This window comes from Mycobacterium sp. (assembly GCF_035506235.1).
In the GTDB taxonomy this organism is placed as follows: domain Bacteria; phylum Actinomycetota; class Actinomycetes; order Mycobacteriales; family Mycobacteriaceae; genus Mycobacterium.
This window is the reverse complement of sequence record NZ_DATJPU010000248.1, coordinates 21412-46396: the sequence shown is the minus strand read 5'-3', so window position 1 is coordinate 46396 and position 24985 is coordinate 21412. Positions and strand designations below refer to the sequence as shown.

The 24985-nt window shown below is 68.1% G+C and carries 29 protein-coding genes and 1 pseudogene; 19 read left to right on the top strand and 11 right to left on the bottom strand.

What is annotated here, in order from left to right; all coding sequences use genetic code 11:
* Positions 1-73: 73 nt before the first annotated feature.
* The 4 genes from aceA to VMD50_RS22365 all read left to right on the top strand — a co-directional run bounded on the left by aceA (position 74) and on the right by VMD50_RS22365 (position 4500).
* Positions 74-2362 (top strand): isocitrate lyase ICL2, encoded by a 2289-nt coding sequence (gene aceA, locus VMD50_RS22380; RefSeq protein ID WP_325430827.1) that lies wholly within the window; start codon positions 74-76, stop codon positions 2360-2362.
* 91 nt (positions 2363-2453) lie between these two features.
* A complete protein-coding gene (locus VMD50_RS22375) occupies positions 2454-2645 on the top strand; it encodes a hypothetical protein (protein WP_325430825.1) in 192 nt (63 codons plus the stop codon).
* Between the two features lie 179 nt (positions 2646-2824).
* Positions 2825-3184 (top strand): hypothetical protein, encoded by a 360-nt coding sequence (locus tag VMD50_RS22370; protein ID WP_325430824.1) that lies wholly within the window; start codon positions 2825-2827, stop codon positions 3182-3184.
* 152 nt (positions 3185-3336) lie between these two features.
* Positions 3337-4500 (top strand): LLM class flavin-dependent oxidoreductase, encoded by a 1164-nt coding sequence (locus VMD50_RS22365; protein ID WP_325430822.1) that lies wholly within the window; start codon positions 3337-3339, stop codon positions 4498-4500.
* Positions 4501-4504: 4 nt separating this feature from the next.
* Here VMD50_RS22365 and VMD50_RS22360 read toward each other — a convergent pair whose 3' ends face one another.
* Positions 4505-6064: an FAD-dependent monooxygenase gene (locus VMD50_RS22360; RefSeq protein WP_325430820.1), complete on the bottom strand. Its 1560-nt coding sequence runs from the start codon at positions 6062-6064 to the stop codon at positions 4505-4507.
* A gap of 124 nt (positions 6065-6188) precedes the next feature.
* On the opposite strand from VMD50_RS22360, the gene VMD50_RS22355 reads away from it, so the two are divergent.
* Positions 6189-6518, top strand: coding sequence for a hypothetical protein (locus VMD50_RS22355; protein WP_325430818.1), 330 nt, complete (start codon positions 6189-6191; stop codon positions 6516-6518).
* 40 nt (positions 6519-6558) lie between these two features.
* On the opposite strand, the gene VMD50_RS22350 is transcribed toward VMD50_RS22355, so the two are convergent.
* The 3 genes and pseudogenes from VMD50_RS22350 to VMD50_RS22340 form a co-directional block, all read right to left on the bottom strand.
* On the bottom strand, positions 6559-7026 hold the full coding sequence (locus VMD50_RS22350) for an SRPBCC family protein (protein ID WP_325430816.1): 468 nt from the start codon (positions 7024-7026) through the stop codon (positions 6559-6561).
* 63 nt (positions 7027-7089) lie between these two features.
* Positions 7090-8608: pseudogene (locus VMD50_RS22345) on the bottom strand (allophanate hydrolase).
* Positions 8608-8793 (bottom strand): hypothetical protein, encoded by a 186-nt coding sequence (locus VMD50_RS22340; protein WP_325431118.1) that lies wholly within the window; start codon positions 8791-8793, stop codon positions 8608-8610. Before VMD50_RS22340 ends, VMD50_RS22345 begins: the two are co-directional and overlap by 1 nt.
* 265 nt (positions 8794-9058) lie before the next feature.
* Between VMD50_RS22340 and VMD50_RS22335 the strand changes: the two genes are divergently transcribed.
* The 10 genes from VMD50_RS22335 (at position 9059) to VMD50_RS22290 (ending at position 16980) form a co-directional block, all read left to right on the top strand.
* On the top strand, positions 9059-9286 hold the full coding sequence (locus tag VMD50_RS22335) for a Rossmann-fold NAD(P)-binding domain-containing protein (protein ID WP_325430814.1): 228 nt from the start codon (positions 9059-9061) through the stop codon (positions 9284-9286).
* 12 nt (positions 9287-9298) lie between these two features.
* Positions 9299-10042, top strand: coding sequence for an SDR family NAD(P)-dependent oxidoreductase (locus VMD50_RS22330; protein WP_325430812.1), 744 nt, complete (start codon positions 9299-9301; stop codon positions 10040-10042).
* Positions 10043-10079: 37 nt separating this feature from the next.
* Entirely contained in the window at positions 10080-10823 is a 744-nt protein-coding gene (locus VMD50_RS22325; RefSeq protein WP_325430810.1) for a DUF899 domain-containing protein, read from the top strand.
* A gap of 13 nt (positions 10824-10836) precedes the next feature.
* Positions 10837-11823: a sigma-70 family RNA polymerase sigma factor gene (locus VMD50_RS22320; protein ID WP_325430808.1), complete on the top strand. Its 987-nt coding sequence runs from the start codon at positions 10837-10839 to the stop codon at positions 11821-11823.
* Positions 11824-11835: 12 nt separating this feature from the next.
* Positions 11836-12399 carry a maleylpyruvate isomerase N-terminal domain-containing protein gene (locus VMD50_RS22315; RefSeq protein WP_325430806.1) on the top strand — a complete coding sequence of 188 codons (564 nt, stop codon included), beginning with the start codon at positions 11836-11838 and terminating at the stop codon, positions 12397-12399.
* An 83-nt stretch (positions 12400-12482) separates the two neighbouring features.
* Positions 12483-14321, top strand: coding sequence for a fatty acyl-AMP ligase (locus VMD50_RS22310; RefSeq protein ID WP_325430804.1), 1839 nt, complete (start codon positions 12483-12485; stop codon positions 14319-14321).
* An 82-nt stretch (positions 14322-14403) separates the two neighbouring features.
* Complete coding sequence (locus tag VMD50_RS22305; protein ID WP_325430802.1) at positions 14404-15081, top strand: metal ABC transporter ATP-binding protein; 678 nt, start codon at positions 14404-14406, stop codon at positions 15079-15081.
* 6 nt (positions 15082-15087) lie between these two features.
* On the top strand, positions 15088-15849 hold the full coding sequence (locus VMD50_RS22300; RefSeq protein WP_325430800.1) for a metal ABC transporter permease: 762 nt from the start codon (positions 15088-15090) through the stop codon (positions 15847-15849).
* A 39-nt stretch (positions 15850-15888) separates the two neighbouring features.
* On the top strand, positions 15889-16566 hold the full coding sequence (locus tag VMD50_RS22295) for a hypothetical protein (protein ID WP_325430797.1): 678 nt from the start codon (positions 15889-15891) through the stop codon (positions 16564-16566).
* Between the two features lie 45 nt (positions 16567-16611).
* Positions 16612-16980 carry a SpoIIAA family protein gene (locus tag VMD50_RS22290; protein WP_325430795.1) on the top strand — a complete coding sequence of 123 codons (369 nt, stop codon included), beginning with the start codon at positions 16612-16614 and terminating at the stop codon, positions 16978-16980.
* Between the two features lie 17 nt (positions 16981-16997).
* Here VMD50_RS22290 and VMD50_RS22285 read toward each other — a convergent pair whose 3' ends face one another.
* On the bottom strand, positions 16998-17477 hold the full coding sequence (locus VMD50_RS22285; RefSeq protein ID WP_325430792.1) for an MPT63 family protein: 480 nt from the start codon (positions 17475-17477) through the stop codon (positions 16998-17000).
* 203 nt (positions 17478-17680) lie between these two features.
* Complete coding sequence (locus tag VMD50_RS22280) at positions 17681-18448, bottom strand: SDR family oxidoreductase (RefSeq protein WP_325430790.1); 768 nt, start codon at positions 18446-18448, stop codon at positions 17681-17683.
* A gap of 57 nt (positions 18449-18505) precedes the next feature.
* On the opposite strand from VMD50_RS22280, the gene VMD50_RS22275 reads away from it, so the two are divergent.
* Positions 18506-18997: a nuclear transport factor 2 family protein gene (locus VMD50_RS22275; protein ID WP_325430788.1), complete on the top strand. Its 492-nt coding sequence runs from the start codon at positions 18506-18508 to the stop codon at positions 18995-18997.
* Positions 18998-19006: 9 nt separating this feature from the next.
* On the top strand, positions 19007-19351 hold the full coding sequence (locus VMD50_RS22270; protein ID WP_325430786.1) for a nuclear transport factor 2 family protein: 345 nt from the start codon (positions 19007-19009) through the stop codon (positions 19349-19351).
* Positions 19352-19507: 156 nt separating this feature from the next.
* On the opposite strand, the gene VMD50_RS22265 is transcribed toward VMD50_RS22270, so the two are convergent.
* The 3 genes from VMD50_RS22265 to VMD50_RS22255 form a co-directional block, all read right to left on the bottom strand.
* Complete coding sequence (locus tag VMD50_RS22265) at positions 19508-20107, bottom strand: class I SAM-dependent methyltransferase (protein WP_325430784.1); 600 nt, start codon at positions 20105-20107, stop codon at positions 19508-19510.
* Positions 20108-20266: 159 nt separating this feature from the next.
* Positions 20267-21019, bottom strand: coding sequence for a DJ-1/PfpI family protein (locus tag VMD50_RS22260; protein WP_325430782.1), 753 nt, complete (start codon positions 21017-21019; stop codon positions 20267-20269).
* Between the two features lie 19 nt (positions 21020-21038).
* Positions 21039-21989, bottom strand: a complete 951-nt coding sequence (locus tag VMD50_RS22255) for a GlxA family transcriptional regulator (RefSeq protein WP_325430780.1) — start codon at positions 21987-21989, stop codon at positions 21039-21041.
* A gap of 110 nt (positions 21990-22099) precedes the next feature.
* Between VMD50_RS22255 and tpx the strand changes: the two genes are divergently transcribed.
* Positions 22100-22594 (top strand): thiol peroxidase, encoded by a 495-nt coding sequence (tpx, locus tag VMD50_RS22250; RefSeq protein WP_325430778.1) that lies wholly within the window; start codon positions 22100-22102, stop codon positions 22592-22594.
* A 28-nt stretch (positions 22595-22622) separates the two neighbouring features.
* Here the strand turns inward: tpx and VMD50_RS22245 are convergent, their stop codons facing one another.
* Together VMD50_RS22245 and VMD50_RS22240 are read right to left on the bottom strand one after the other, a co-directional pair.
* The gene (locus VMD50_RS22245) at positions 22623-23000 is read right to left on the bottom strand and encodes an NYN domain-containing protein (protein ID WP_325430776.1); all 378 of its coding nucleotides are present in this window, start codon (positions 22998-23000) and stop codon (positions 22623-22625) included.
* Positions 23001-23034: 34 nt separating this feature from the next.
* The gene (locus VMD50_RS22240) at positions 23035-23475 is read right to left on the bottom strand and encodes a hypothetical protein (RefSeq protein WP_325430774.1); all 441 of its coding nucleotides are present in this window, start codon (positions 23473-23475) and stop codon (positions 23035-23037) included.
* Positions 23476-23542: 67 nt separating this feature from the next.
* On the opposite strand from VMD50_RS22240, the gene VMD50_RS22235 reads away from it, so the two are divergent.
* On the top strand, positions 23543-24727 hold the full coding sequence (locus VMD50_RS22235; protein WP_325430772.1) for an acyl-CoA dehydrogenase family protein: 1185 nt from the start codon (positions 23543-23545) through the stop codon (positions 24725-24727).
* Positions 24728-24985: the final 258 nt, after the last annotated feature.

Below are 24985 nucleotides of genomic sequence, written 5' to 3'. Positions count from 1 at the left end.
CCCTGATTGAACCGCCAGCTGCGGGGATAAACTCACCTGCAGCGGAATCGTGCTGGAAGAGGAGCGTAATCCCATGGCCATCATCGAAACGGACACAGCGATCCGGACGCCGTTCGAGCAGGACGTCGAGGCTACGCAGCGATACTTCGAGGGTTCGCGCTTTGCCGGGATCACCCGCCTGTACACGGCGCGCCAGGTCGCTGAGCAGCGCGGCACGATTCCGACCGACTACATCGTGGCGCGAGAGGCCGCGGCGGCGTTCTACGACCGGCTGCGCGAACTCTTCGCGGCGAAGAAGAGCATCACGACGTTCGGTCCCTATTCGCCCGGCCAGGCAGTGAGCATGAAGCGGATGGGCATCGAGGGCATCTACCTGGGCGGTTGGGCAACCTCGGCCAAGGGCTCGACGACGGAGGATCCCGGGCCCGACCTCGCCAGCTACCCGCTGAGCCAGGTGCCCGACGACGCGGCGGTGCTGGTGCGAGCCCTCCTCACGGCCGACCGCAATCAGGAGTACATGCGTCTGCACATGACCGAACAGCAGCGCGCCACCACGCCGGCCTACGACTTCCGCCCGTTCATCATCGCCGACGCCGACACCGGCCACGGCGGTGACCCGCACGTGCGCAACCTGATCCGCCGCTTCGTCGAGGTCGGCGTGCCCGGTTATCACATCGAGGACCAGCGCCCCGGCACCAAGAAGTGCGGCCATCAGGGCGGCAAGGTTCTGGTGCCGTCGGACGAGCAGATCAAGCGCCTCAACGCGGCGCGCTTCCAGCTCGACGTCATGCGGGTCCCCGGCATCATCGTCGCGCGCACCGACGCCGAGGCGGCCAACCTGATCGACAGCCGCGCCGACGAGCGCGACCAGCCGTTCCTGCTGGGCGCCACGAACCTGACCATTCCGTCGTACAAGGCCTGCTTCTTGGCGCTCGTTCGGCGCTTCTACGAGTTGGGCGTCAAGGAGCTCAACGGCCATCTCCTCTACGCGATGGCCGACTCGGAGTACGCCACCGCCACGGCATGGCTTGAGCGCCAGGGCATCCAGGGCCTGATCTCCGACGCCGTCAACGCCTGGCGGGAGAACGGGAGGGCATCGATCGACGACCTTTTCGACCAGGTCGAGTCGCGGTTCGTGGCCGCCTGGGAGGACGACGCCGGGCTGATGACCTACGGCGAGGCCGTCGCGGAGGTGCTCGCATTCGGCGAGAGGGAGGGCGAGCCGGTCGACATGAGCCCCGAGGAGTGGCGGCGGTTCTCCCAGCGTGCGTCACTCTACGCCGCCCGGGAGAAGGCCAGGGAATTGGGCGTCAATCCCGGTTGGGACTGCGAGCTGGCCAAGACCCCGGAAGGCTACTACCAGATTCGGGGCGGCATTCCGTATGCGATCGCCAAGTCGCTGGCGGCGGCCCCGTTCGCCGACATCCTCTGGATGGAGACCAAGACCGCGGATCTCGCCGACGCCCGGCAGTTCGCCGAGGCCATCCACGCCGAGTTCCCCGACCAGATGCTGGCCTACAACCTTTCGCCGTCGTTCAACTGGGACACCACCGGCATGACCGACGAGGAGATGAAGCGTTTCCCCGAAGAGCTCGGCAAGATGGGCTTCGTCTTCAACTTCATCACCTACGGCGGACACCAGATCGACGGCGTCGCCGCCGAGGAGTTCGCCACCGCCCTCAGGCAAGACGGCATGCTGGCGCTGGCTCGCTTGCAGCGCAAGATGCGCCTGGTCGAGTCTCCTTACCGCACACCGCAAACCCTGGTGGGTGGCCCACGCAGCGACGCCGCGCTGACCGCCTCCTCGGGCCGCACGGCCACCACCAAGGCGATGGGCAAGGGCTCGACCCAGCATCAGCACCTCGTGCAGACGGAGGTGCCGAAGAAGCTGCTCGAGGAGTGGCTGGCGCTGTGGAGCGACCACTATCAGCTCGGCGAGAAGCTGCGCGTGCAGCTGCGGCCCCGGCGCGCCGGCTCGGACGTGCTGGTGCTGGGCATCTACGGCAACGGCGACGAGCAGCTGGCAAACGTCGTCTTCGACCCGATCAAGGATCGCCACGGCCGCAGCATCCTTACCGTCCGCGATCAGAACACCTTCGCCGAGAAGCTGCGTCAAAAGCGGCTGATGACGCTGATCCACCTGTGGCTCGTCCACCGCTTCAAGGCCGACGCGGTGTACTACGTCACGCCGACCGAGGACAACCTGTACCAGACGTCGAAGATGAAGTCGCACGGCATCTTCAGCGAGGTCAATCAGGAGGTCGGCGAGATCATCGTGGCCGAGGTCAACCACCCGCGCATCGACGAGCTGCTGAAGCCGGACCGCGTGGCGCTGCGGAAGCTGATCACCAAGGAAGACTAAGGGCACAAGATCCTCATAAGCATGCCCGCCAGCAATAGTTGCATAGGCGTAGGATTAGCCGTATAAGCGCCCGCGAGGTGAGGAGCGGCTGATGAAGGCACCAACCAAGACGAGGATTGCGATTTATGGCGGTACGGCGGCGCTTGCTTTGACGGTCGGGGTCGGCGGGGTCGGCGTCATGCCGGCGGGCAGCGCGTCGACGACGACCGCCTCGGCTCCCGCAAGTCCCGCAGGCGTCCACGCGGCCATCCTGACCGGCTGCATTCCCGGCGCCAACTGCTAAGTCCCCGGTCGACCCGGCCGCTGGATCGCCCATGATCCGGCGACCTCGTGCTCTCGGGCCATTTCCGCAGGCCACCGGCGATTCCCATCGTTGCGGCGGCCACCGTTTGCGCCCGCGCGTGCCGGGGTACGGAGAAGTGGACCGCAGAAGAGTGGCGCGAGTGGAGAGTGGGGAAGCTGATGAGATCTGGAGCCAGGAATGCCGTCGCGCTTTTCGGCGGTACGGCCATGCTCGTGCTGGCGGTCGGATGCGGCGGCGGCAATAAGGGGCCGAGCAGCAGCACGACACCATCGACCACCACCACACCCACGTCCAGCGTGGCGCCCGCGCCGTCGACGACACCCGGCGGGGGCGGCGGCGCGCCGGGTGGCCCGACCGGCGGCGGGGGTCCGGGCGGCGGAGGCGGTAGCGTCCCGGGCGGCCCGACCGGCGGCGGTGGCCCCGGCGGCGGGGGCGGCAGCATCCCCGGCGTTGGCGGCGGCGGCGGTGGACCGGGTGGCGGCGGCGGTTGCGTCGGCAACCTCTGCGGCGGCTATTGACGGCTGCTCTCTGCGGGGACTTGCTCCGATAGCCGGTGGGGCCATGGACACCTGGCCCCGCCGGCTGAGCAATGTCGAGGGCCCTCCCTTTTGGCCTGACCCAGGGCACGTTGAGTTATGGTTCTCCGCAACTGGACTGCAAGGGGATCCCCATGGCCAAGCTCAGGTTCGGATACTTCATCGCCCCGTTCCACCGGGCTGGCACCAATCCGACTCTTGCCCTGCAACGTGACCTCGAGTTCGTCGAACATCTGGACGCCCTCGGCTTCGACGAAGCCTGGATCGGGGAGCATCACTCCGCCGGCAGCGAGATCATCAGCTCGCCGGAAGTCTTCATCGCAGCGGCCGCCGAACGCGCCAAGCGGATTCGCTTTGGCACCGGGGTCATTTCGCTCGCCTACCACAACCCGCTCTGGGTCGCCGACCGGTTGATGCTGCTGGATCACCTCACCCACGGGCGCGTGATCGGTGGGGTGGGACCGGGTTCGTTGCCGACCGATTCGGCGATGATCGGGCTGAACCCCACCGACACGCGCGAGCTGCTGGAAACCAACCTCGACATCGTCGTTCGGTTGCTGGCGGGGGAGACGGTGAGCGCAAAGACCCCCACACACCAGCTGTTCGACGCGAAATTGCAGTTGGCCCCGTACAGCGACGGCGGGATCCCGCTGGCGGTCGCGGCGGTCGCCTCGCCGACCGGTGCCCGGCTGGCCGGAAAGCACGGCATCGGCCTGCTGTCCATCGGGGCGACGCTGATCGTCGAGGGCTTCGACGCCCTTTCGTATCACTGGGGAATCGTCGAGGAGCGCGCCGCGGCGTTCGGCACGCGGGCCGACCGCAAGGACTGGAGCCTGGTCGGGCCCATGCACATCGCCGAGACCGACGAACAGGCCCGCGCCGACGTGAAATTCGGCATCGAGTCGTGGTTCAACTACTTCCAGAACGTGGCGGCCTTCCCCCAGATGACCATGCCGGGCAAGCAGCTCGACGAGATGATCGACGTCATCAACGACAACGGGGCGGGGGTCATCGGCACGCCGGAACAGGCGCGGGCCCAGGTGCAGCGGGTCTGGGATCAGTCCGGCGGCTTCGGCTGCTTCCTGCAGATGGGCCACGAGTGGGCGAACCCGGCGGCCACCAAGCGGTCGGCCGAGCTGTTCGCCGCCGAGGTGATGCCGCACTTCCAGGGCCAGGCGCAGCCGACGCTGGACGCCGCGGCACGGGCCGGTCAGGTGCGCGACGACCTGGCGCAGTCTCAGCTGCAGGCCGTCGAGCACATGGCCAAGAAGTACCAGGACGAGGTCGGATCGAAATAGCGGCTCAGATGCCGAACCAGCGCGTAAGAGTCCTACGCAGTTCAGCCAATTCGTCGGCATCGGGTGCGAGAGCCGACGACGCCCACGCCACATAACCATCCGGACGCACCAGCACGGCGGTGGCGGGCAGCTCGCCGACGGGGCGGCCGGCGGCCACGGTGATCCGGTCGGCGATCTCGGCCGCGGCGGCCGCCACAGCGCCGCGTTCGGTGAGGTCGACGAGGAGCGGCCGCCCGTCGCGGGCGAGTTCCGCGACGCGCCTCGTCCCGCTCGCGTCGGCGACGCCGAAGTCCGGCACCCAGCGGCCGGCCAGGGGATGCGCGCCGGGGCCCATGACGTAACGATTTTCGGCCCCGGAGATCAGGTCGGTGAGGCGGCGCACGATCCCCGGATCGGTGACCAGCTCGGAGAACAGCTGGCGCAGCGCGGTGACCTCGGGCCCGGGCCGCACGAGAGCCAGCTGGGCCCGGCTGTGCATGATGACCCGCTCGGCGGCGGGCCGGCGCTCGGCCTCGTAGGTTTCGAGCAGGGCCGGCCCGGCGCGTCCGTTGAGCACGGTGGCCAGCTTCCAGCCGAGGTTCGCCGCGTCCTGCAGTCCCAGATTGAGCCCCGGTCCGCCCATCGGCGAGTGGACATGCGCGGCGTCACCGACCAGGATCACCTGTCCCACTTGGTATTTGGATGCGATCCGGGAGTTGATGCCGGAGAACCGACGCAGATCCAGCGGCGCGCCGGGGGAAACGGGCCGCAGCGGGACGTCCGCGCCGAGCACGCGCTTGGCACTGGCCTCCAGCTCGGACAGGCTCATCGGCGGGCCGTCGGCGTCGTCGTCGCGGGGTTCCTCGCGAGCCGTCCTGTCCAATTCGAAGACGATCATGGCCGCCCTGCCGCCGAGCGCGCCGAACGCGAACACGCCCTGGTCGGTCCGATGAAACTGCAGCGGTGGAACGCGGCCGAACCCCGGTATGTCGAGCCCGCCGTCGGCGTCGATCCATTCGTCCGGCGGGAGCACGTCGAAGCCCATCCGGGCGACCAAGTCATAGGAAGACATTCCGGGGAAGTCGATGCCGGCCAGCTTGCGGGTCATGCTGGTGCCCCCGTCGGCGCCGATGAGATAACGGGCCCTCAGCTCGTAAGGCCCGTCGGGACCGGAGACGTGGACGGTGACGCCGCCGTCGTGCTGGTCGAAGCCGATCGACTTGTGGCCCCAGCGAATATCCGCACCGAGCCCGGCGGCCCGCTCCGCGAACACCCGGACAAGCCTGGGCTGCTGGACGGGGAGCAAGAACAACTGCGCATCCGGCGCCAGCGCGAGGTCGAGCGGGAACGCGGCGAACATCGCGCGCGGGTTGAGCCGGGGCGGCTCGTGCGCGCCCGCCAGCGTGGCGTACAGGCCGCGATGGTCCAGGAGCCGAACCCCTTGGCCGATAATGCCGTTGGCCCGCGGTTGCGGATTGGGCCCGGGCATGGGGTCGAGCACGACCGGCCGGATCCCGGCCAATCCCAGTTCGCCGGCCAGCATCAGCCCGTTCGGGCCGGCGCCCGCGATGACGACATCAATCACTTAGTCCAGCTTAGGAGTCGGGGGTGGGCCGGACAACCGCGCGACCGGGTGACAGCGCGCGATCTCATATGGCAGCGACAGCCGCTTCCCAGCGTGCGGCTAGTCGCGGGCGCGAACCTGAGGCATGACCACCCACCCTTACAGCCGTCGGCTGATGCCGCTGATTGTTGCCGGCGCCGCGGCCCTCGCGATGCTCGCGCTCGTCAATGCAGGACGTCCCGGCGAACCGGTGCGCGTGACCGACGTGGCGCTATCCGCTCCGTTCGGCGGCTTTGCCGCCGATGACGACGACGACCAGGCCCAACAGCAGGCGCAGTTGCAGCAACAACTGGCTCAGCAGCAGCTGCAGCAGTCCATGCAACAGGCCGAGGAGCAGAACGAACAGGCCCAGCAGCAATTCGAACAGGACATCCAGCAGGCTCAGATCGACGAGCAGCAGGCCAACGATCCATAGCCTCGCGCGGCCGAAAGGCCTTGGGCCGCAAGGCAGTCTGCTACCGTCCGCCGGCCGACTCGCGCTCGGCCGCCTGCACCAGCCGGCCCGAGAAGAACCGGACCGCCCCACCCAACGCGGCCCGCATCACCGGACCCGTCCCGCGGGGCCCTTCGACGAACTCGCCGGTCCAGCGGATGTCGGTGCCGCCGGCCGGATTCGGGGTGAAGACCACCTCGCCGAAGTAATCCCTGGCGGGGCTGGGCGGCCCGATCAGCTTGTAGGCGTGCCGGCGATCCTGCTCGTAGGCGACGGTTTCCTCCTGCACCAGCAGGGGCCAGACGCCGACCTTGCGGACCGCCCCGACGCCGCCCGGCGCGGGATCCCCCTGACGCGCCCAACTCGACTGCAGAACGATCGGCTTGGCCCACTTCGACCAGTTGGCGCCGTCGGCCACCAGGCGGAACAACGTCGCCGCAGGCGCGCTACTAGTCCGATTGATTTCGAACGAGAACTTACGACCCGACATGGGGCGTAACCCTACCGCCAGAGGCGGCTATCGTGGGCCTTCGCGGAGCGACGGTTTCCGTGCCTAGGACCCACGTTCGGCGAGCCCGGTGACCGTGCGACCATCCTCGAGTTCGATGTTGCTCAGCGTCGCGGGCGCGGGAAGGTCGGCCAGCAGCCCGGCCCAGCCCGGCCTCCGAGATCCGGAACAGTTCCCCACGCGCCTGCTTGGCGTTGGCCTGGCCGGCGTAGCGGGCGCCGAGTCGTTCGAGCCGCCGGCGCACGGATTCCATACCGAATAGTGCTATGTCGCAGCCGGTTTCGACGAGAAGCGCCGACCCCGCCCCGCTGAGCCGTGCGGCGATGTCGACGGCGACCTGGTCATGAAACGCCGGTACGACGACCATCACGCCGAACGGACCGCCGGTGGCCGTCGGCTCCGCGGGAACGGCGACCGCGGCCATATCGAGCGGATTGCAGAAATTGGTGTAGGTGCCCATGCGGCGGTTGATCGAATAGGGATCGGCCCGTACCTCGGCCAAGCTGGGGTGTTCGGTGGTGGTCGGGAGCAGCGCCGCGTCGAACCCGGCCAGGAGATCGGTGGCGTCGGCCCGCGCGCGTGCCAACGCGTCCGGATCGGCGGCGAAGGCGGAGCCGGTGATAGCGCGCGCCGCCGTGATGATCGACGCCACGACGGGATCCGCGCCGGCCGGTGCGCTGTCGAGGAACTCGCCGACGGCCGCGTATCGTTCGGCGACCAGGGCGCCGTCGTAGAGCAGCCGCGCCGCGTCCAGCAGCACCGAGATGTCGATCGGTTCGACGCGCAATCCGGCCTCGGCGGCGCGGGCGACGCTGCGCTCGAACGCTTGTCGGTAGGCGTCGCTGAGCGCGGTGAGGTTCGCGGCGTCCGGGATCGCCAGCCGCGGCGCGCGGGGTGCGGCGAGGCGAGCGTCGGCGGGCCAGCGGCGGCTGCGGGGATCGCGAGGGTCGGGGCCGGCCATGACCGCCGCGGCGGCGGTGGCGAGGCCGAGGTCGGGCGCCAGCACGGAGACGGCGTCGAAGCTGGCGCTCGCGGGCACCACCCCGTGGGTGGGGATGATCCCGAGCGTGGGTTTGATCCCGACGATGCCGTTGAGTGCGGCGGGGACCCGGACGGATCCCGCGGTGTCGGTGCCGATGCCGATGTCGGCGATGCCCAGCGCGACGGCCACGGCGGAGCCGGAGCTGGAGCCGCCGGCCACCAGCTCGGGATGGCGCGAATTGCGAACGGCGCCACAGGGACTGCGGGTACCGACGAGGCCGGCGCCGAATTGGTCGAGGTTCGTCTTGCCGAGGACGATCGCCCCCGCGGCGCGAAGCCGTTGCACCGCGGCGGCGGTGGTCGCCGGCACGCGGGTGAACTCGGGGCATCCCGCGGTGGTGGGCAGGCCCGCGACGTCGACGTTGTCCTTCACCGCGAGCACCAGGCCCGCCAACGGCAAGCCCTCGCCCGCGGCGAGCCGTTGTTCGACGACACCGGCCTCGGCCAGCACGTCGGCCCGGTCGCGCAGCGTGATCCAGATTTTCGGCCGGTCGACTTCGTCGATTCGCCGGTACGCGGCGATTACCCGCTCGACGGGGGCGTGGCGCCCCGCACGAGCAACGCAACCAGCGCGACCACGAGGAGGGTGAGGATGACCGCGAACAAATAGGGATCGGGCATGAGGCGTTCGACATACCGGACGCACAGCCCGGTGAACCGCTGAATCAGCCCGCATCGTTCGACCGGTCGAGCCTGTGTTGTGGTCATTGACTCCTCTATCCGTCCGTTCTCGAAACCCGGCCCAAGGCAACCCCAATTTTGTTGCGACCAGGTGAATTGTGCGGGACTCACGAACGATGACAACCAAGGTTGCCAGTCGCCGCCGCCCTGTGCGAGAGAACCGGGGCGCGACATCGCGATGAGTTTCGGTCGCGAAACTTGTCTATATGTGTAGTTCGATCGGACTCGGTCGACACATCGCCGAAGCCCCCGCACCCCGGTGCGGGGGCTTTTCAGTTGAGAGAGGCTTGTCATGGACACAGTCGCAGACAAAGCAGTCCTGGTCACGACCCGGGAACTCGACATACCGAAAGCAACCCCGCGGTCCGTGGCCGCCGCCGTCTTCGACGCGCTGCAACGCGGCGAAGAGGACATCTTCCCCGATCCCGTGTCGCAATCGATTGCCCATAGCTGGCGCGGCAGCCCGGCCAAGGAGCTGGAGCGCCAGTACGCCCAGCTGCTCGCGACGGCTCGCGGCTAACAGGAGCACAAGATGAACAACCTATCCGGCAAAACCGCACTCGTCGTCGGAGCAAGCCGGGGACTGGGCCGGGGCATCGCGGCGGCTACATCCAACGCCGGCGCCTCCGTGATCGCGGTGTCCCGCAGTGCGACAACGTTTCCCGAGCCCGGCGGCGCGGGCAGCATCCAAGCGGTCGCCGCCGATGCGGCCGACCCGTCGGTGCCCGGCAGCCTGCTGGACCGATACGATCCGCACCTGCTGGTCCTGGTGGCCGGGGCGACCCCGTTGATCCGCCCGCTGCAGCACCACACCTGGGAGACGTTCTCGGCCAACTGGAACACCGACGTGCGCATGGCCTTTCATTGGCTGCGGGAGGCCCTGCTCAAACCGCTGCGGCCCGGCAGCACGGTGGTGGTGGTCAGCAGCGGGGCGGCGCTGGCCGGCTCACCGCTCAGCGGCGGGTACGCCGGCGCCAAAGCCACCCAACGCTTCATCGCCGGCTACGCACAAGAGGAGGCGGACCGCGCCGGCCTCGGCCTCAGGTTCACGGCCCTGATGCCCCGAATCACGCCGCTGACCGAGCTCGGCCGCCCCGCCGTGCGCGCGTACGCGGCCCGCGGGGGCCAAACAGAGGAGGAATATGTCCGGCAGCTCGGCGAACTGCTCAGCCCGGAGTCGGCGGGGGCGGCCATCGTGGAGCTGGAGCAGGCGGACAGCGCCGGCGTTGCTCCCGGCTACCTGCTGACCGGCGCAGGCCTGCAGAAGCTTGCCTGAAATGTATTGCACCACAATCGAAAGGGCAGAGATGAACATGCAGACACCCCCCATCGTATCGGCGCCGGACTGGGAGGCCGCACGCCAGCAGCTGCTGGTCGGAGAAAAAGAGCTCTTCCGCGCGCGGGACGCGCTGGCGGCTCGGCGCCGGCGCATGCCGTGGCTGCCGGTGGACAAGCCGTACCAGTTCGAGGGGCCCGAGGGCAGGGCCGGCCTGCTGGACCTCTTCGGTGGCCGGCGCCAGCTGATCGTGTACCGGGCATTTCTGGAACCCGGGGTGGACGGCTGGCCCGACCATGCCTGTCGCGGCTGCTCGATGATCGCCGATCACGTCGGCAACTTGGCGCATCTGAATGCCCGCGACACCACACTGGTGTTCGCCTCCCGCGCCGGCCAGCCCGACATCGCGCGCGCGAAGGCCCGGATGGGGTGGCACATGCCGTGGTACACGATCACCGACGACTTCGACCGTGACTTCGGCGTCGACGAGTGGCACGGCACCAACGCGTTCATCCGCGACGGCGAACGGGTGTTCCGCACATACTTCATCAACAACCGCGGCGATGAGGCGCTGGGAACCACCTGGAGCTACCTGGACATGACCGCCCTTGGACGGCAAGAGGATTGGGAGGACTCCCCGGACGGCTACCCGCAGACCCCCGCGTATGCGTGGTGGAACTGGCACGACGCATACGGCGACCAGCAGCCGCAGTGGTGGGACGACCCCGGCCCGGGGGAGCGCAACCCCGACGATCCCCGGCCGCCGCGCCGCGACTCGTGAAAGGCTCTGTGCCATGCCGGACGCCAGCGTCGACGACTTCGCCTTAGTCGCCGAACAATATCGACCCGAGTTGCAGGCGTACTGCTACCGCATGCTCGGATCCGTCGACGAGTGCGAGGACCTCGTGCAGGACACCTACTTGCGGGCGTGGCAGGCCTATGAAAGGTTCGAGGGCCGATCCTCGGTCCGGTTGTGGCTCTACAAGATCGCGACGAACACGTACCTGAACGTGTTGCAGACGCGCAAGCGGCGCCCCCTTCCGTCCGGGCTGGGCGCCCCGGCCGACAGCGCGGTCGCGGCACTTGCCCCGGCGCAGTCCGACATCCCATGGTTGCAGCCCGTCCCGGACAGCCTGTTGTACGGCGCCACCGACGACCCCGCCGTGGTCGTGTCCCTGCGCAGCAGCGTCCGCCTGGCGTTCGTCGCCGCCCTGCAGCATTTGTCGCCCCTGCAGCGCGCGGTCCTGGTGCTGCGCGACGTATTGGGTTGGCCGGCAGGCGAAGTCGCCGAGATGCTGGAGACGTCAACCGCGGCCGTCAACAGCGCCCTGCAACGCGCCCGTGCGCGATTGGCCGAGGCCGGCCCGGCACTCGACGAACTCGGCGAACCAACCGAACCCGAACTGCGCGGCGTGCTCGACCGCTACATGTCGGCCTTCGAACACGCCGACGTCGACGAATTGGCGCAACTGCTGCGCGCCGACGTCGAGCTCGAAATGCCGCCCATTCCAACCTGGTTCACCGGTCGCGCGGCGGTGTGCGCATTCCTGGCGCGGGTTGTGCTGCACACACCGGACCAGTGGCGGCTGGCGCCCACCCGGGCCAACGGCGCCCCGGCGTTCGCCATGTACAAGCGGGCGCCGGATGGTTCGCTTCACGCCCACGGACTGGACGTGCTGTCGCTGACCGGCGGTCGCATCTCGCGCATCGTTGCCTTCAACGACCCGGCGCTGGTCGCCAAGTTCGGTCTGCCCGAGACGTTCGTGGCGCCCGGGATGTGAAGGGCACGGACCGTGTCCGACACCGACGAGCTGTCCGTGCTGGCCGAGGCGACCCGCTACCTGCTCGGTAACCTGCTGCTGGTTCGGAACACCGACCTGTCGGCGCCGACGCCGTGCCGGGACTGGGATCTGCGCCGCCTGCTGCGGCACGTCCGCGCCTCCCTGACCGACGTCGCAGACGTGCTGGTCATGCGCGACGGCGAGGCGGCGGGTTCGGATCCCCCCGACCCGGTCGCCGCGCTGCGGGCCGGGATCGTCGACTTCGTGCTCGCGTCGGCGTCGCTCCCGACGGCGGGCCGCTGGTGTGAGATCCAGGGCCGGACCCTGCCCGCCAAAACCGTTGTCCACGTTGGGGCCATCGAAGCGGCCCTGCACGCGTGGGATATCGCCCAGGCGTGCCGAATCGATCGGCCCATTCCCCCGGACATCGCCTCGGCCCTGTTGTGGGTTTCACCACCGCTGGCCCGGGCCGGGCTGGCCGGGCATGTGTTCGCCGAACCGCTGCGGGCACCGGCGACCGCCACACCGAGTGACCGGCTGCTTGCCCTCTTCGGCCGGCAACGCGCCCGGCCCTAGGTGCGCCTCGTCGCCGCGGACGCGCCGTCCCGACCGCCGCCCGGGGCCACCGACCGGCCGCGCCGGGCACCTACACTGCGCTCATGGATTTCGGTTCCCGGCACAGCGCCGCGGCTCCAAAGGGCCTGCTGCTGATAGAGGACTGCCTGGACGCCGACGGCGGCGTGGCGTTGCCGCCGGGCACCACCCTGATCTCCCTCATCGAGCGCAACGTCGCCAATGTCGGTGACGCCGTGGCCTATCGCTACCTGGACTACGCCCGCTCCGAAGGGCACACCATCGAAGTGACCTGGGCCCAGTTCTGGGTTCGACTGCGGGCCATCGGCGCGCAGGTGCAGCAGTTCGCCGGCGACGGCGACCGGGTGGCGATCCTGGCGCCGCAGGGCATCGACTACGTCGCCGGCTTCTACGCCGCGATCAAGGCCGGGACCATCGCGGTGCCATTGTTCGCACCCGAACTGCCCGGTCACGCCGAGCGCCTGGAGACGGCGCTGCGCGACTCCCGGCCCGCCGCGGTCCTCACCACGGCGGCCGCGAAAGACGCGGTGGAGAACTTCTTGGTCACCCTCCCGGACTTGCGGAAGCCGCACCTGATCGTCATCGACCAGATACCCGACTCGGCGGGGGAGCTGTTCGTCCCCGTCGAACTGGACATCGACCGCGTTTCCCACCTGCAGTACACCTCGGGCTCCACGCGGCCACCGGTCGGCGTGGAAATCACCCACCGCGCCGTCGGCACCAACCTCGTGCAGATGATCCTCTCGATCGACCTGCTAGACCGGAACACCCACGGCGTCAGCTGGTTACCGCTCTACCACGACATGGGACTGTCGATGATCGGCTTTCCCGCCGTGTACGGCGGGCACTCCACCCTGATGTCGCCCACCGCCTTCGTCCGCAGGCCCCTGCGCTGGATCCACGCCCTGTCCGCCGGGTCGAGGCAGGGCCGGGTCGTGACCGCCGCACCGAACTTCGCCTACGAGTGGACGGCTCAGCGCGGCCTGCCCGCGCCCGGTGACGACGTCGACCTCAGCAACGTGGTGATGATCATCGGCTCCGAACCGGTCAGCATCGACGCGATCCGGACCTTCAACAAGGCCTTCGCGCCCTACGGGCTTCCGCGTACCGCGTTCAAGCCCTCGTACGGCATCGCGGAGGCGACCCTGTTCGTGGCGACCATCGACCCCTCGGCCGAGGCATCGGTCGCCTATCTCGACCGCGAACAGTTGAGCACCGGTCACGCGGTCCGCATCGAGGCGGACAGCCCCAAAGCCGTGCCGCAGGTGTCCTGCGGCCGGATCGCTCGCAGCCTGTGGGCGGTCATCGTGGACCCCGATACCGGATCCGAACTGCCCGACGGTGATATCGGCGAGATCTGGCTGCAGGGCGACAACGTGGGTCGCGGGTACTGGGGGCTGCCCGACGAGACGCGGCGGGCATTCGGCGCCACGCTGCAGTCGCGGCCGGAGCGGGGCGGCCACGCCGACGGCTCGAACGCCGGGGGCAACTGGCTGCGGACCGGCGACCTCGGCGTGTACCTCGACGGTGAGCTGTACGTCACGGGCCGAATCGCCGACCTGGTCACCATCGCGGGCCGCAATCACTATCCGCAGGACATCGAGGCCACCGTCGCGGAAGCCTCGCCGATGGTTCGCCGTGGCTATGTGGCCGCCTTCTCCGTTCCGTCCGCCAGTGGCGGCCAGCAGTTGGTGGTCATCGCCGAGCGCGCCGCCGGCACCAGTCGCACGGATCCCCAACCCGCGATCGAGGCGATCGGGAACGCGGTGGCGCGCCGGCACGGTGTGACGGTCTCCGAGGTGCGTTTCCTGCCGGCCGGCGCCATCCCGCGCACCACCAGCGGCAAACTGGCCCGCCGGGCCTGCCGCGCCCAATACCTGACCGGCACACTGGGAGTGCGCTAGCGTCCCGGCCATCCGGCCGAACGCGCGACGGAACCGTTCCACGCAGTATTTTGGGCGGGTCATGTTGCGGGATGAAGAGCCAGTGCTGCGGGTCTCGGACCTCACGGTGACCCTCGAGGGCCGGGCGGTCGTCGCGCACGTGTCCTTCGTCGTGCGGCGTGGCGAGATCCTGACCATCTTGGGGCCGAACGGCGCGGGCAAGACCGTTCTGCTGCGGGCCCTCCTGGGCGTTGTGCCCCACCAGGGTTCGATCACCTGGGCGAAGGGCACACGCATCGGATACGTTCCGCAGCGCCTGCCCTACATCAAGGACATCCCGCTCTCGGTCGCGGACTTCTTCGCCCTCAAGGCGAACGCGGAACCCGACGTCGAAGAAATGCTTCGCATCGTCGGCCTCCCGGGCGAACTCGGCAAGAAGCGGATCGGTGACCTGTCGTCGGGCCAGTTCCAGCGCGTCCTCATCGCGTGGGCCATCGCCGGCGATCCCCAGGTCCTGCTGTTCGACGAGCCCACGACGGGCGTCGACATCGGCGGCGAGGAGACCGTCTACGCCTTGCTCGCCAGGCTCCATCGGGAGCGGAACCTCACGATGCTCATCGTCACCCACGACCTGGCGGTGGTTCACCGCCTCTCGTCGACGGTGCTGTGTGTGAACCAGAAGCTGATCTGCCAGGGCCCTCCCGTGTCGACGCTGACACCGGAGAACCTGCAGCGGCTGTACGGGGCCGAAGTGAAGTTCTACGAGCACAAGCACGAGTAGCGGCGCATGCATTCACTGTTCCTCAGCGTCATGTCGGGCACGTTCATCGGCGGCGCCGCGGGATATCTCGGCTCGTTGATGGTGAGCCGCAGGATGGCTCTGGTTGCCGATCCGCTCGGGCACCTGACCCTGCCCGGCATCGCCCTTGCGCTGCTGTGGGGTTTCGACGTGTCCCTGGGGGCGTTTCCCTTCGTCATCGTGGGGGTCGCGTTGATCTGGCTGCTCGAGATGAGGACGAAGCTGCCGACGGAAGCCTTGACCGCCGTCGTGTTCGCCACCGGCGTCGCGGTCGCCTTCCTGTTTCTGCCCATCGACCAGGCCGAGGCGGCGCTGGTGGGCGACATCACGAAGACCGGCGTGGTCGACACCGCACTGTCCGTCGTGGCGTCGGTCGCGGTGATAGTCGCCGTGCATCGCGCCTATCCGAAGCTGGTCCTCGGAAACATCTCGGAGGAACTCGCCGCCGCCGAGGGAGTCAACGTCAGGCGGTACAACTTGCTCTACCTGTTTTTGATCGCGGTCATCGTGGCGCTCGGGGTGAAGGTGGTGGGCGGGCTGTTGACTTCGGCGCTCGTCGCGATCCCGCCCGCCGCGGCGCGAAACATCGGCAACAACCTCAGGCAGTACACCCTCGGGGCGACCGGCATCGGTTTCGCGTCAGCCGTGGCCGGCATCCTCTTGTTCCGGGTCACCGGGTTACCGGCCGGGCCGTTGATCATTCTGGTGAGCGCCGCGGTGTTCGTCATCTCGTTGCCCTTCGCCAGATGATGCGCCCGGCAGATCGTTCCGGGGTGGCATCCTGGCGGTGTGGGTCTGCTCATCCGGTTGGCGGAGCTCTTGATCGTGATCCTGCCGCTGACGGGCATGGTGATCGCCGCGGTGCGGGCGTTCACCGCCAATAAGCGACGCACCGAAGAGCCGCGGGGTCTGGGTCCGACACGCCCGGCCGAGGCTGTGAGCGCGCCGCCCGGGAATGACAATAACCAAGCGGCGCAATGGCGTTCGCTCCGACGCGTCATCGACGAGCACGGCCGCACCGACGCGCGATGGCTCGAGTACGAGCTCGACGTCGCCAAGCTTCTCGACTTCCCGCTGATGACCGACATGCGCGATCCGCTCACGATCGGCTTCCACAAAGCCAAGCTCCGAGCGGACTTCCTGCGCCCGGTGAAGGCCGAAGACCTCCTGCATGACCGGGAGGCCGCGGCGCGGTATCAATCCGCGGTCGAGGACTACGTCACCGCGTTCAACGTCGCCGAGGCCGAGGCGATGCGCAGACGCCGCAGCGACTTCTCTCCGGAGGGCCGGCAGCGGATCGCGCGGGCCCAGAGCCTGTTGCGGGTGGCGGCGGATCCCGCCGCGGCGCCACAGGAACGCCAGAAAGCCTTCGACCTGGCCCGTAAAGAACTCGACGGCCTCATCGTGTTGCCGTCCACGACCCAGGCCGGCATCGAGCGGGGGATCTCCGGTCAGCTGGAGGGATGACTTTCGCCTCTTATCCGTGCATGCGGCTCAGAGCATCATGACGGCATGATCGACTACGACCTGGACCGTGAGCACAACATCCTGCTGGTGCACCCGGAGTCCGCGCTCGACACGAACGACTTCACCGAGCTCGCCAAGGCCGTCGACCCGCAAATCGAGGCCAATGGCGACCTTGCCGGCCTCATCATCAGCGCGCCATCATTCCCCGGCTGGGACAGTTTCGGAGCGATGGTCACCCACTTCCGCTTCGTTCGGGATCATCAAAAACACATCAAAAAGGTCGCGGTCGTCACCGATTCACACCTCGCGGATGTGGCCGAGCGTCTGGGCTCACACTTTGTGTCGGCCAAGATCCAGCACTTTCCCGCCGGGCAAGTGGAGCAAGCCCGGCAGTGGATTATCAACGGCTCGTAAGTCGCCGGGCTACCGTTCTAAGGACCCCAAACCAGCAAATCTTCCATTCCATTGTTCATCGCAACTATGGTCGGCGCTGGGCCGGTGACGTCGAAATAGATTTTCCCGGTCGATTGCGCGCCCTGCGGGATGGTGGCTCCGCTGATCGTGTTCGGGCTCGCGACTTGCCACAGGACACGGTAGTTCACGCCGCCGGCTGTGCGAGCGTTGAACTGCGAGATGGCGGGGGTGACGGTACCCCTGATGGCTTTGACGGTGGCGGTGGCCTCCCAGAGCTGGCCCGCCACGGGGTAGCCCGGAATGGTATCCGTGCTGGATTTCAGATCGCTGACCGTCCAGCCGAGTTCCACCTGGCCAACCGAGTCGGTCATCGTCAACTCGCTGCCGAGTTTGCCGGTGGTCGGATAGGCCGACTTCGCAATCGGTGCACCGGTGAAAGCGATCGTCGCCATGCCCACGACCGCTACTGCTGTCGTTATCATCGTGGTGATCTTCATTTGTGCTCCATTACCTGTCTGGGCGGCTGGCCATTCGAAGCCGCCCGCCGTAATAGACACCTTAAGCCGCAAATGCGCGATGTTTCCAGTAGTACTTCTCAAACTCATATTGGCGCATTCGGGCATTCGTGTCGGCAATGGCGTGCCACGATGATCCCGGCACCCGGCTCTCTTCGATCGACTGTTCGGCGGATGGCCACACTTCAGGGGCAGGAGTATCCGCCGTCGATGACGATGTCGGAGCCGGTCATATAGCTGGACGCCTCGCCGGCCAGGTACACGTATAGCGCGGCGAGTTCTTCGGGCCGGCCCAGGCGGCCCATCGGTATCTTCGGCTCCCACAGGGCGTGGTACTCCGCCAAAGGCTCGACGAGCTCGGTGAGGATGTAGCCGGGACTGACGCTGTTGACCCGGATCTGGTGCGGCGCAAACTCGACGGCCATGGCCTTGGTCAGGTGGATGACCGCCGCCTTGGAGGCGCAGTAGTGGCCGACCTGCTGCGGGATGTTGATGATGTGGCCCGACATCGAGGCGGTGGTGATGATGACCCCGCCCCGCCCCTGCCGGACCATCGCCCGCGCCGCGGCCCGGGCGGTGAGGAACACCCCCGTCACGTTGGTGTCTTGGATGCGCTGAAACTCCTCCGGCGGCATGTCCAGCATCGGTGTGACGGTGATGATCCCGGCATTGCACACCGCGATGTCGATGCCACCCAGCTCCGCGGTCACCCGGTCCACCATCCCGTCGACCTGGTCCGGCCGCGTCACGTCACAAGAAACGGGCACGACCCGGCCGCCCGCCGCCGTGAGCTCTTTGGCGACGTCCTCCAAGCGCTCGGAATGTCGTGCCGCGATGGCCACTTTCGCGCCCGCCTGGACGTAGGCCAGCGCCACCTCCTTGCCGATGCCGCTGGACGCCCCGGTCACCAGGGCCCTCTTGCCGCGCAAGTCGAACAAGTTCAGCACGCTCATCGAATATCCCCATTCAGACAGTCACCTTGAATCGACACACGTTCTAGTGTGTCCGCCATGGGCAAATTCAGCAGGGCCGAAATCGAGCGAGCCGTCGACAACTACACGACCGTCGTCGAGGGATGCAGCACCTCGGGCGACTGGCGACCGTTCGCCGATCTCTTCACCGAGGACGTCGTCTACACCGAGCATCACTACGGCGTATTCCACGGCCGCGAGGCGGTGCGGGACTGGATCGTCGCGGTGATGGCGCCGTTCCCGCACATGCGCTTTCCGAGCGACTGGATCGCCTACGACGACGACAACGACGCCATCGTCATCATGATCAAAAATCTCCTCGACCACCCGACCGACCCCAACGGCGAGCCGTTCTGGTTCCCCAACTGGACGCGGCTCGTGTACGCCGGCAACGGCCTGTTCTCCAGCGAGGAGGACATCTACAACCCCAACCGGGACGCGCCCCGGGCCGTCGCCGCGTGGCTGCAGGCCGGCGGCCGGCTCGCGTCGGACGAAATCCTGCAACCCCAGCCGACCGGTCCTCAACAGTAGGTGCTCTCGATGAGCGATTCGCCGGAATCGTTGGTACGCAAGTTCTTTGCCGCGTGGACCGATCCCCAGCCAGAGAAACTGGGCGGTTTCTTCCACGCCGACGCCGTGTGGGTAGACGGCCCGCAAGGAGTGCGGCGTGGTGTGGACGCGATCAAGTCCGAGCTTGCCACCCAGCTCAAGGCGGTCGGAGGCGCGCAGGTCGAAGTGAGGCTGCTGTTCAGCGAAGGCTCAACCGTCATGGTCGAACAGGTCAGCAACTCGGACCTATGTGGAAATTCCCCGCTCCGACCACCTCGTCTTTTCTGGGGACGCGTTAGCCATGACCATGAGCCATATCGACTACTGGATTGCTAGGAAACGCCTGCTCGCCATTGCCTAGCTGCCCCAGCGGATACCGGCAGGGTGTAGCTCAGAAGATTTTCCGTGCCGTCGGGCAGCTGTCTGTCCAGCCACCCCAGACGGTTTCATCAAGTGATGGCACCGATTTGCGAAAGAACCCCTTAGGCGTTGTCATGTTTGGCGTCCATCATGTTCGCCCAGTCGGCGTAGCCAGTACCAGTTGGCCTTCTTCTTGGTGAATTTCAGCCCGAACCGCTGGATCGGAAAGCTTTTGTGCTCGATTCGCTCGATGGCGAATTCGTCTTGAAATCGGTTCGAGATCTCGTTGTCGGCGACCATGATGCCCTCCCACATCATCAGCAGGGCACCGGGTTTCATGACGGCGGCCAGTTCGGGCGCGTAGGCGGCCCTACCGTCGGGCGACAGTGAGTGATAGCAGCCGTTGTCAATGACAAGGTCGAAGGGTCCTGCGATACCGGAAGCGGATAGCCTGGTCACATCAGCCTCGACGAACGCGGCGCCCGGGATGCCGCCGGCGTTCCTTTTGGCAAGCTGGATCGCCTTAGGGGAGAAGTCGACCCCGGTCGCGTCCCAGCCGTGTTGGGCCAGATACGCCACGTTCGGGCTGGTTCCGCATCCCACATCCAGCGCGCGCCCCGGTGGCAGCGCGGATGTGCCCTCCACAACATCGCGCACTTCGGGCGGGGTGGGTATGTCCCAGATGGGTCGACCGATGCTATACAGCGCGTCAAATAGCACACGTCGCCACATGATGGTCCTCCTGGAGAGGGTCGGGGGATGGCGGGTCGGCCCGACAACCCTATCTACGGGAGTTGAAGCGTCTCATCTCAGCGGTGGGTGCGGGGAAAACGTTTCGGCCTCAAACCTAAAGGAATACCGCGGGCGCTATCGCTTTACGGATTCGCCCCATCAACCGCCGAGCGGGACTGACGTCGCAGCTGCGAGCCGCCCCCGCCGTGAGCGGACCGCCCTCAGCGCCTGATCCCAGGCCAGCAACGCGGTGGCCTTCAGGTTGGCCGGCTTGACGCTGTCCCTGGACAGCAGCGCCGTGGCGGCGGCTTTGGTGGTCGCCGACGCCTTGGACATGTGGCCGGAATCGAACGGCGGCTGCGGGTCGTATTCGATCGCGAGCTGGATCGCCTTGGCGCGGCCCTCGCCGCCGATCTGGCCGGCCACCCACAGCGCGAGGTCGATCCCGGCGGACACGCCGGCACAGGTGACGATGTCGCCCTCGCGCACGATCCGCTCGTCGGCGACCGGGATCACGCCGAACGCCTTCAGCGCGGGCAGGGCGATCCAGTGCGACGTGGCGCGGCGGTCCCTGAGCAGGCCGGCGGCCGCCAGGATCACCGAGCCCGAGCACACCGACGTCGTCCAGCCGGCGGTCCGGTGCGCGCGGCGCAGCCAGTCGAGCAGCGCCTCGTCCCGCGCGTGCACCGGAGTCGACGGGCCGCCGGGCACCAGAATCACGTCGGGGGAGGGAGTTTCGGCCAGCGAGTGGGTGGCGCCGATGACCAGCACGCCGGAATCGGCGGTGATCGGTCCGGATTCGTGCCACACGAATCGCACGTCGGCGCCAGGCAGGTTTCGCAGCACCTCGTACGGGCCGATCATGTCCAGCGCGGTGAATCCGGGGTAGGCCACGATTGCGATTTGGGTCATCGGTGGGTTTCCTTTCTCATCAGGCAAAAGCCTTGCGGTACTGATCCGGTGAAATGCCGACGCGCCGAATGAAGTTGCGCCGCATCGTTTCCGCGGTCCCGAAGCCGCACCGGGCCGCGATGGCGACGACGGTGTCGTCGGTCTCCTCCAGCTGACGGCGCGCGGCTTCGGTGCGGATGCGTTCGACGTAATGGCCCGGCGCCTCACCCACCTCGTCGGTGAAGACCCGCGTGAAATGGCGCGGGCTCATCGCCGCGCGGCGGGCCAGGTCCCCGATGCTGTGCTGCCCGCCGGGTTCGCTCTCGATGGCCTCCTGCACCTGGCGAATAGAGGTCCGTTTGGCCCGCGGCATCCACACCGGCGCCGCGAATTGGGTCTGCCCGCCCGGGCGGCGCAGGTAGAGCACCAGCCAGCGCGCGACCGTCTGCGCGACTTCGGTGCCGTAATCGTCCTCGACCAGCGACAGCGCCAGATCGATTCCGGCGGTGACGCCCGCGGCCGTCCACACCGTGTCCGAGCTGCGCACGAAGATCGGGTCCGGGTCGACGTCGACGGCGGGGAACTCCCGGGCCAGCCGCCCGGCGAACGCCCAGTGCGTGGTCACCCGCCGGCCGTCCAGCAGCCCCGCCTCGGCGGCGAGGAAAGCGCCCGTGCAGACGCTGACCACGCGGCGGGCGCTTCCGGTGACCCTTTTGATCCAGCCCACCAGCTCGGGATCGGATCGCGCCTCGTCGACACCGCCGCCGCCGGGCAGCACGACGGTGTCGATCGCTTCGCTCGGGTCGGGCAGCGGCTCGGTCAGGAAGGCCAGGCCGGTGGCGGTGGTCACGGGCCGGCCGTCCACCGACGCCATCGCGACCTCGTAGCCACCGCCGGTCAGCAGCGATGCACCGGTGAACACGTCGTGGGGGCCCACCACGTCGAGCGCCTGAACGCCGGGAAAGCCGACGATCACAACCCTGCGAGTCATGAATCCAGTCTTGGTCACACCCCGCCATGGCGTCTACGCCTGGTACCCCACGAATTAGGACATGCGGACCTGACCCCAAGCGTCCGCAGCGTCCTTGGCAGACTGTGCCCATGGCACAGATAACCCTGCATGGAAACCCGATCAACACCGTCGGCGAGCTTCCTGCCGTCGGATCGCCGGCCCCGGCCTTCACCTTGGTCGGCACGGACTTGGGCACCGTCAGCAACGACCAGTTCAGCGGTAAGCCCGTGGTGCTGAACATCTTTCCGTCCATCGACACACCGGTGTGCGCGACGAGCGTGCGGACCTTCAACCAGCGCGCCGCCGACAGCGGCGCGTCCGTGTTGTGCGTGTCGAACGACCTGCCGTTCGCGCAGGCGCGATTCTGCGGCGCGGAGGGCATCGAGAACGTCAAGACGGGATCGGCGTTCCGCGACAGCTTCGGCCGGGACTACGGCGTCAGCATCGTCGACGGCCCCATGGCCGGACTGCTGGCCCGCGCCGTGGTCGTGGTCGGCGCCGACGGCAACGTCGCGTACACGGAGTTGGTGCCCGAGATCGCGCAGGAGCCCGACTACGACGCGGCGCTGGCGGCGGTGGGCTGACGCCGTCGCTTTGCCGCGTCTGCGGCCATCAGCCGCGCGGGTCGATCAGGTCGCGGAAGGCCGCTGCGGGATAGACGGAAGCGCCCAACGCCGCGACCCGATCGGTCAGCCCTTTGTCCGACGTCACCACCCGAATCTCGTGCGGCCGGGCGTCGGCCTGCACCAGCCGGACGATCTCGTCGTCGGCCGAGTTCGCGGCCGGCCTGGGGGCATACGCCACCTCGACCACCGCCGAGGCGAGGGCGGTGGCCGGCGGGCGCTCGAACACCACGGTCACGCGCTCTCCTTGCTTCAATGCCCATCGGTCGAGACTTTCCACCAGCCCGACCATGGCGCGGCCACGGTCCTTCCACCACCCGTCGGGGCGACTCCCGATCACGTTCATGCCGTCGACGATCCACCGCACAGACACACGGTAGGGCAGACCGGTTGGAGGGCAGTCATTTCCAGGCCAACTGGGCAAGGCTGACCAGGACGAGCGCGGTCAGCGTCAGCAATTGGGGCCACGGTCGCCACGGCGCATCCTGGATGGCGTAGGACACCTCCTTCAGCGGCGATGTCGGCGGCGGGGCGGCGCGCTCGGGGGCCACCGGGCGATGGAACCGGTGGAAGTACAGCTGGATCAGCGTCGCGCCGACCCAGAGCCCGCCCAGAAAGCTCACCGGGTCGACGCCGCGCCACAACAACAGCGCGGCGATCGCCATGGTGAAGGCCATCAGCACGACGTCGGACGTGGTGGTGGCCGAGGCCTTGCCGCCGTACTGTTTGTCCAGCAGCGCGCGGCGCCGACGGTAGGGCAGCGCGAAGAAGGCGAACTTTGTGACGATGTGCAGGCCGAGTACTACGACGACGGCGGTCGCGATGGTATTAACTACGGTCACCGGTATCAGTGTTCTCCCCTGACGCCCCGCTGATGCCGGATACCGCAACCGACGATGGGAAACGCCGATGACGTCGTTAGCCGACACGGATGACCGGGTGGTTTCGCTGGCCCGCGGCATGCGGGACCTGGTTCGGGCCGAAGCCGCCGAATCCGAGCGGGCGCGCACGCTCACCCCGGCGATCGTCGACGAGATGTGGGCCAGTGGCCTGATGTCCGCGTTCAACCCCGCGGCGGCCGGCGGCGTCGAGCCGTCGTTCACCGAGATGATCGAAACCTGGATCGAAATGGCTTGGCAGGACGCATCATTCGGGTGGATCGGCATCGCCAACCTGCCGTCCTCCTTCGCCGCCGCGGCGTACCTGCCCGACGACGGGTTCGCGGAGGTGTTCACGGCGCACGGCAACCGCGTCACCCTGGGCGGCCAGTTCTTTCCCAACGGTCAGGGCAGCGCGGTCGACGGCGGTTATCGGGTTACCGGGGCGTGGAACTTCGGCTCCGGCATCGGCCACTCCCAATACATCGCGGCCGGGTTCCTGCCGATGGACAACGGCGAAATGCGTTGGATCAGTGAGGGCTTCCCGGAGATGCGCGTCGCCGTGATTCCTCGGGACCAGATCAGCTTCGACGACGGCTGGCACGTCCAGGGCCTCAAGGGAACCGGCTCCTACGACTACAGCGCCCGGGACGTGTTCGTGCCCGCCGGCCGCACCTTCGAGCTGTTCGTCCGGGAGCCGCACCGCGGCGCGTCTCCGGCCACCCGGATGGGGCTGATGCCCGTGACCGCCGCCGGCCACGCGTCGTGGGCGCTCGGCGTCGCCAAGAGCATGCTCGACGACGTCCAGGAACTGGCCGCGACGAAGTTCCGGATGAGCGACATGGCCTCGCTGGCCAGCCGCCCGACGTTCCAGAAAGGGCTGGCGCACCATCGGGCGGCCTGGCGCGCCGCGCGCCTGCTGGTGCTCGACGCGTTCACCACCGCCGAGGCGGCCGTCGCGGCCGGCGACGACCTGACACCGGCCCTGCGCGCCGACATGCGGGTGGCCGCCGTCTATGCGACCGACACGGCGCGGGCCTGCGCCGAGTGGGCGCATCTGGTGGCGGGCACCAGCTCCATCCGCGAGGGCAGCCGCCTGGAGCGCGCCTTCCGCGACATGTACACGGGAACCCAGCACGCGTTCATCAGCGAGAAGGTGGCCATCGACGTGGCACAGATCTGGCTGGGCATCATCGACGACCAGCCTGGGCTATAGCAGCCGCTCGCCTGGTGGCGGCTCGCGGCGCTCGCCCTCGGCCTCCTCACGCTCCTCCTCGACTGACGACGCGAGCCCCGCGATGCGATCCAGCCGATGGAGCCGACGGCGTTAAGCGAATGAGGCGACGCCACACCTCCTGAGCACAATGCGCAAAACCGGGTAATCGTCGCTTATTTCGACTATCGCCCACAAGAGCGACACCGCCGCCGCCGCGCCGTAACTTCGGTTTCAGCAGATAACCGCATCGCCCGCACG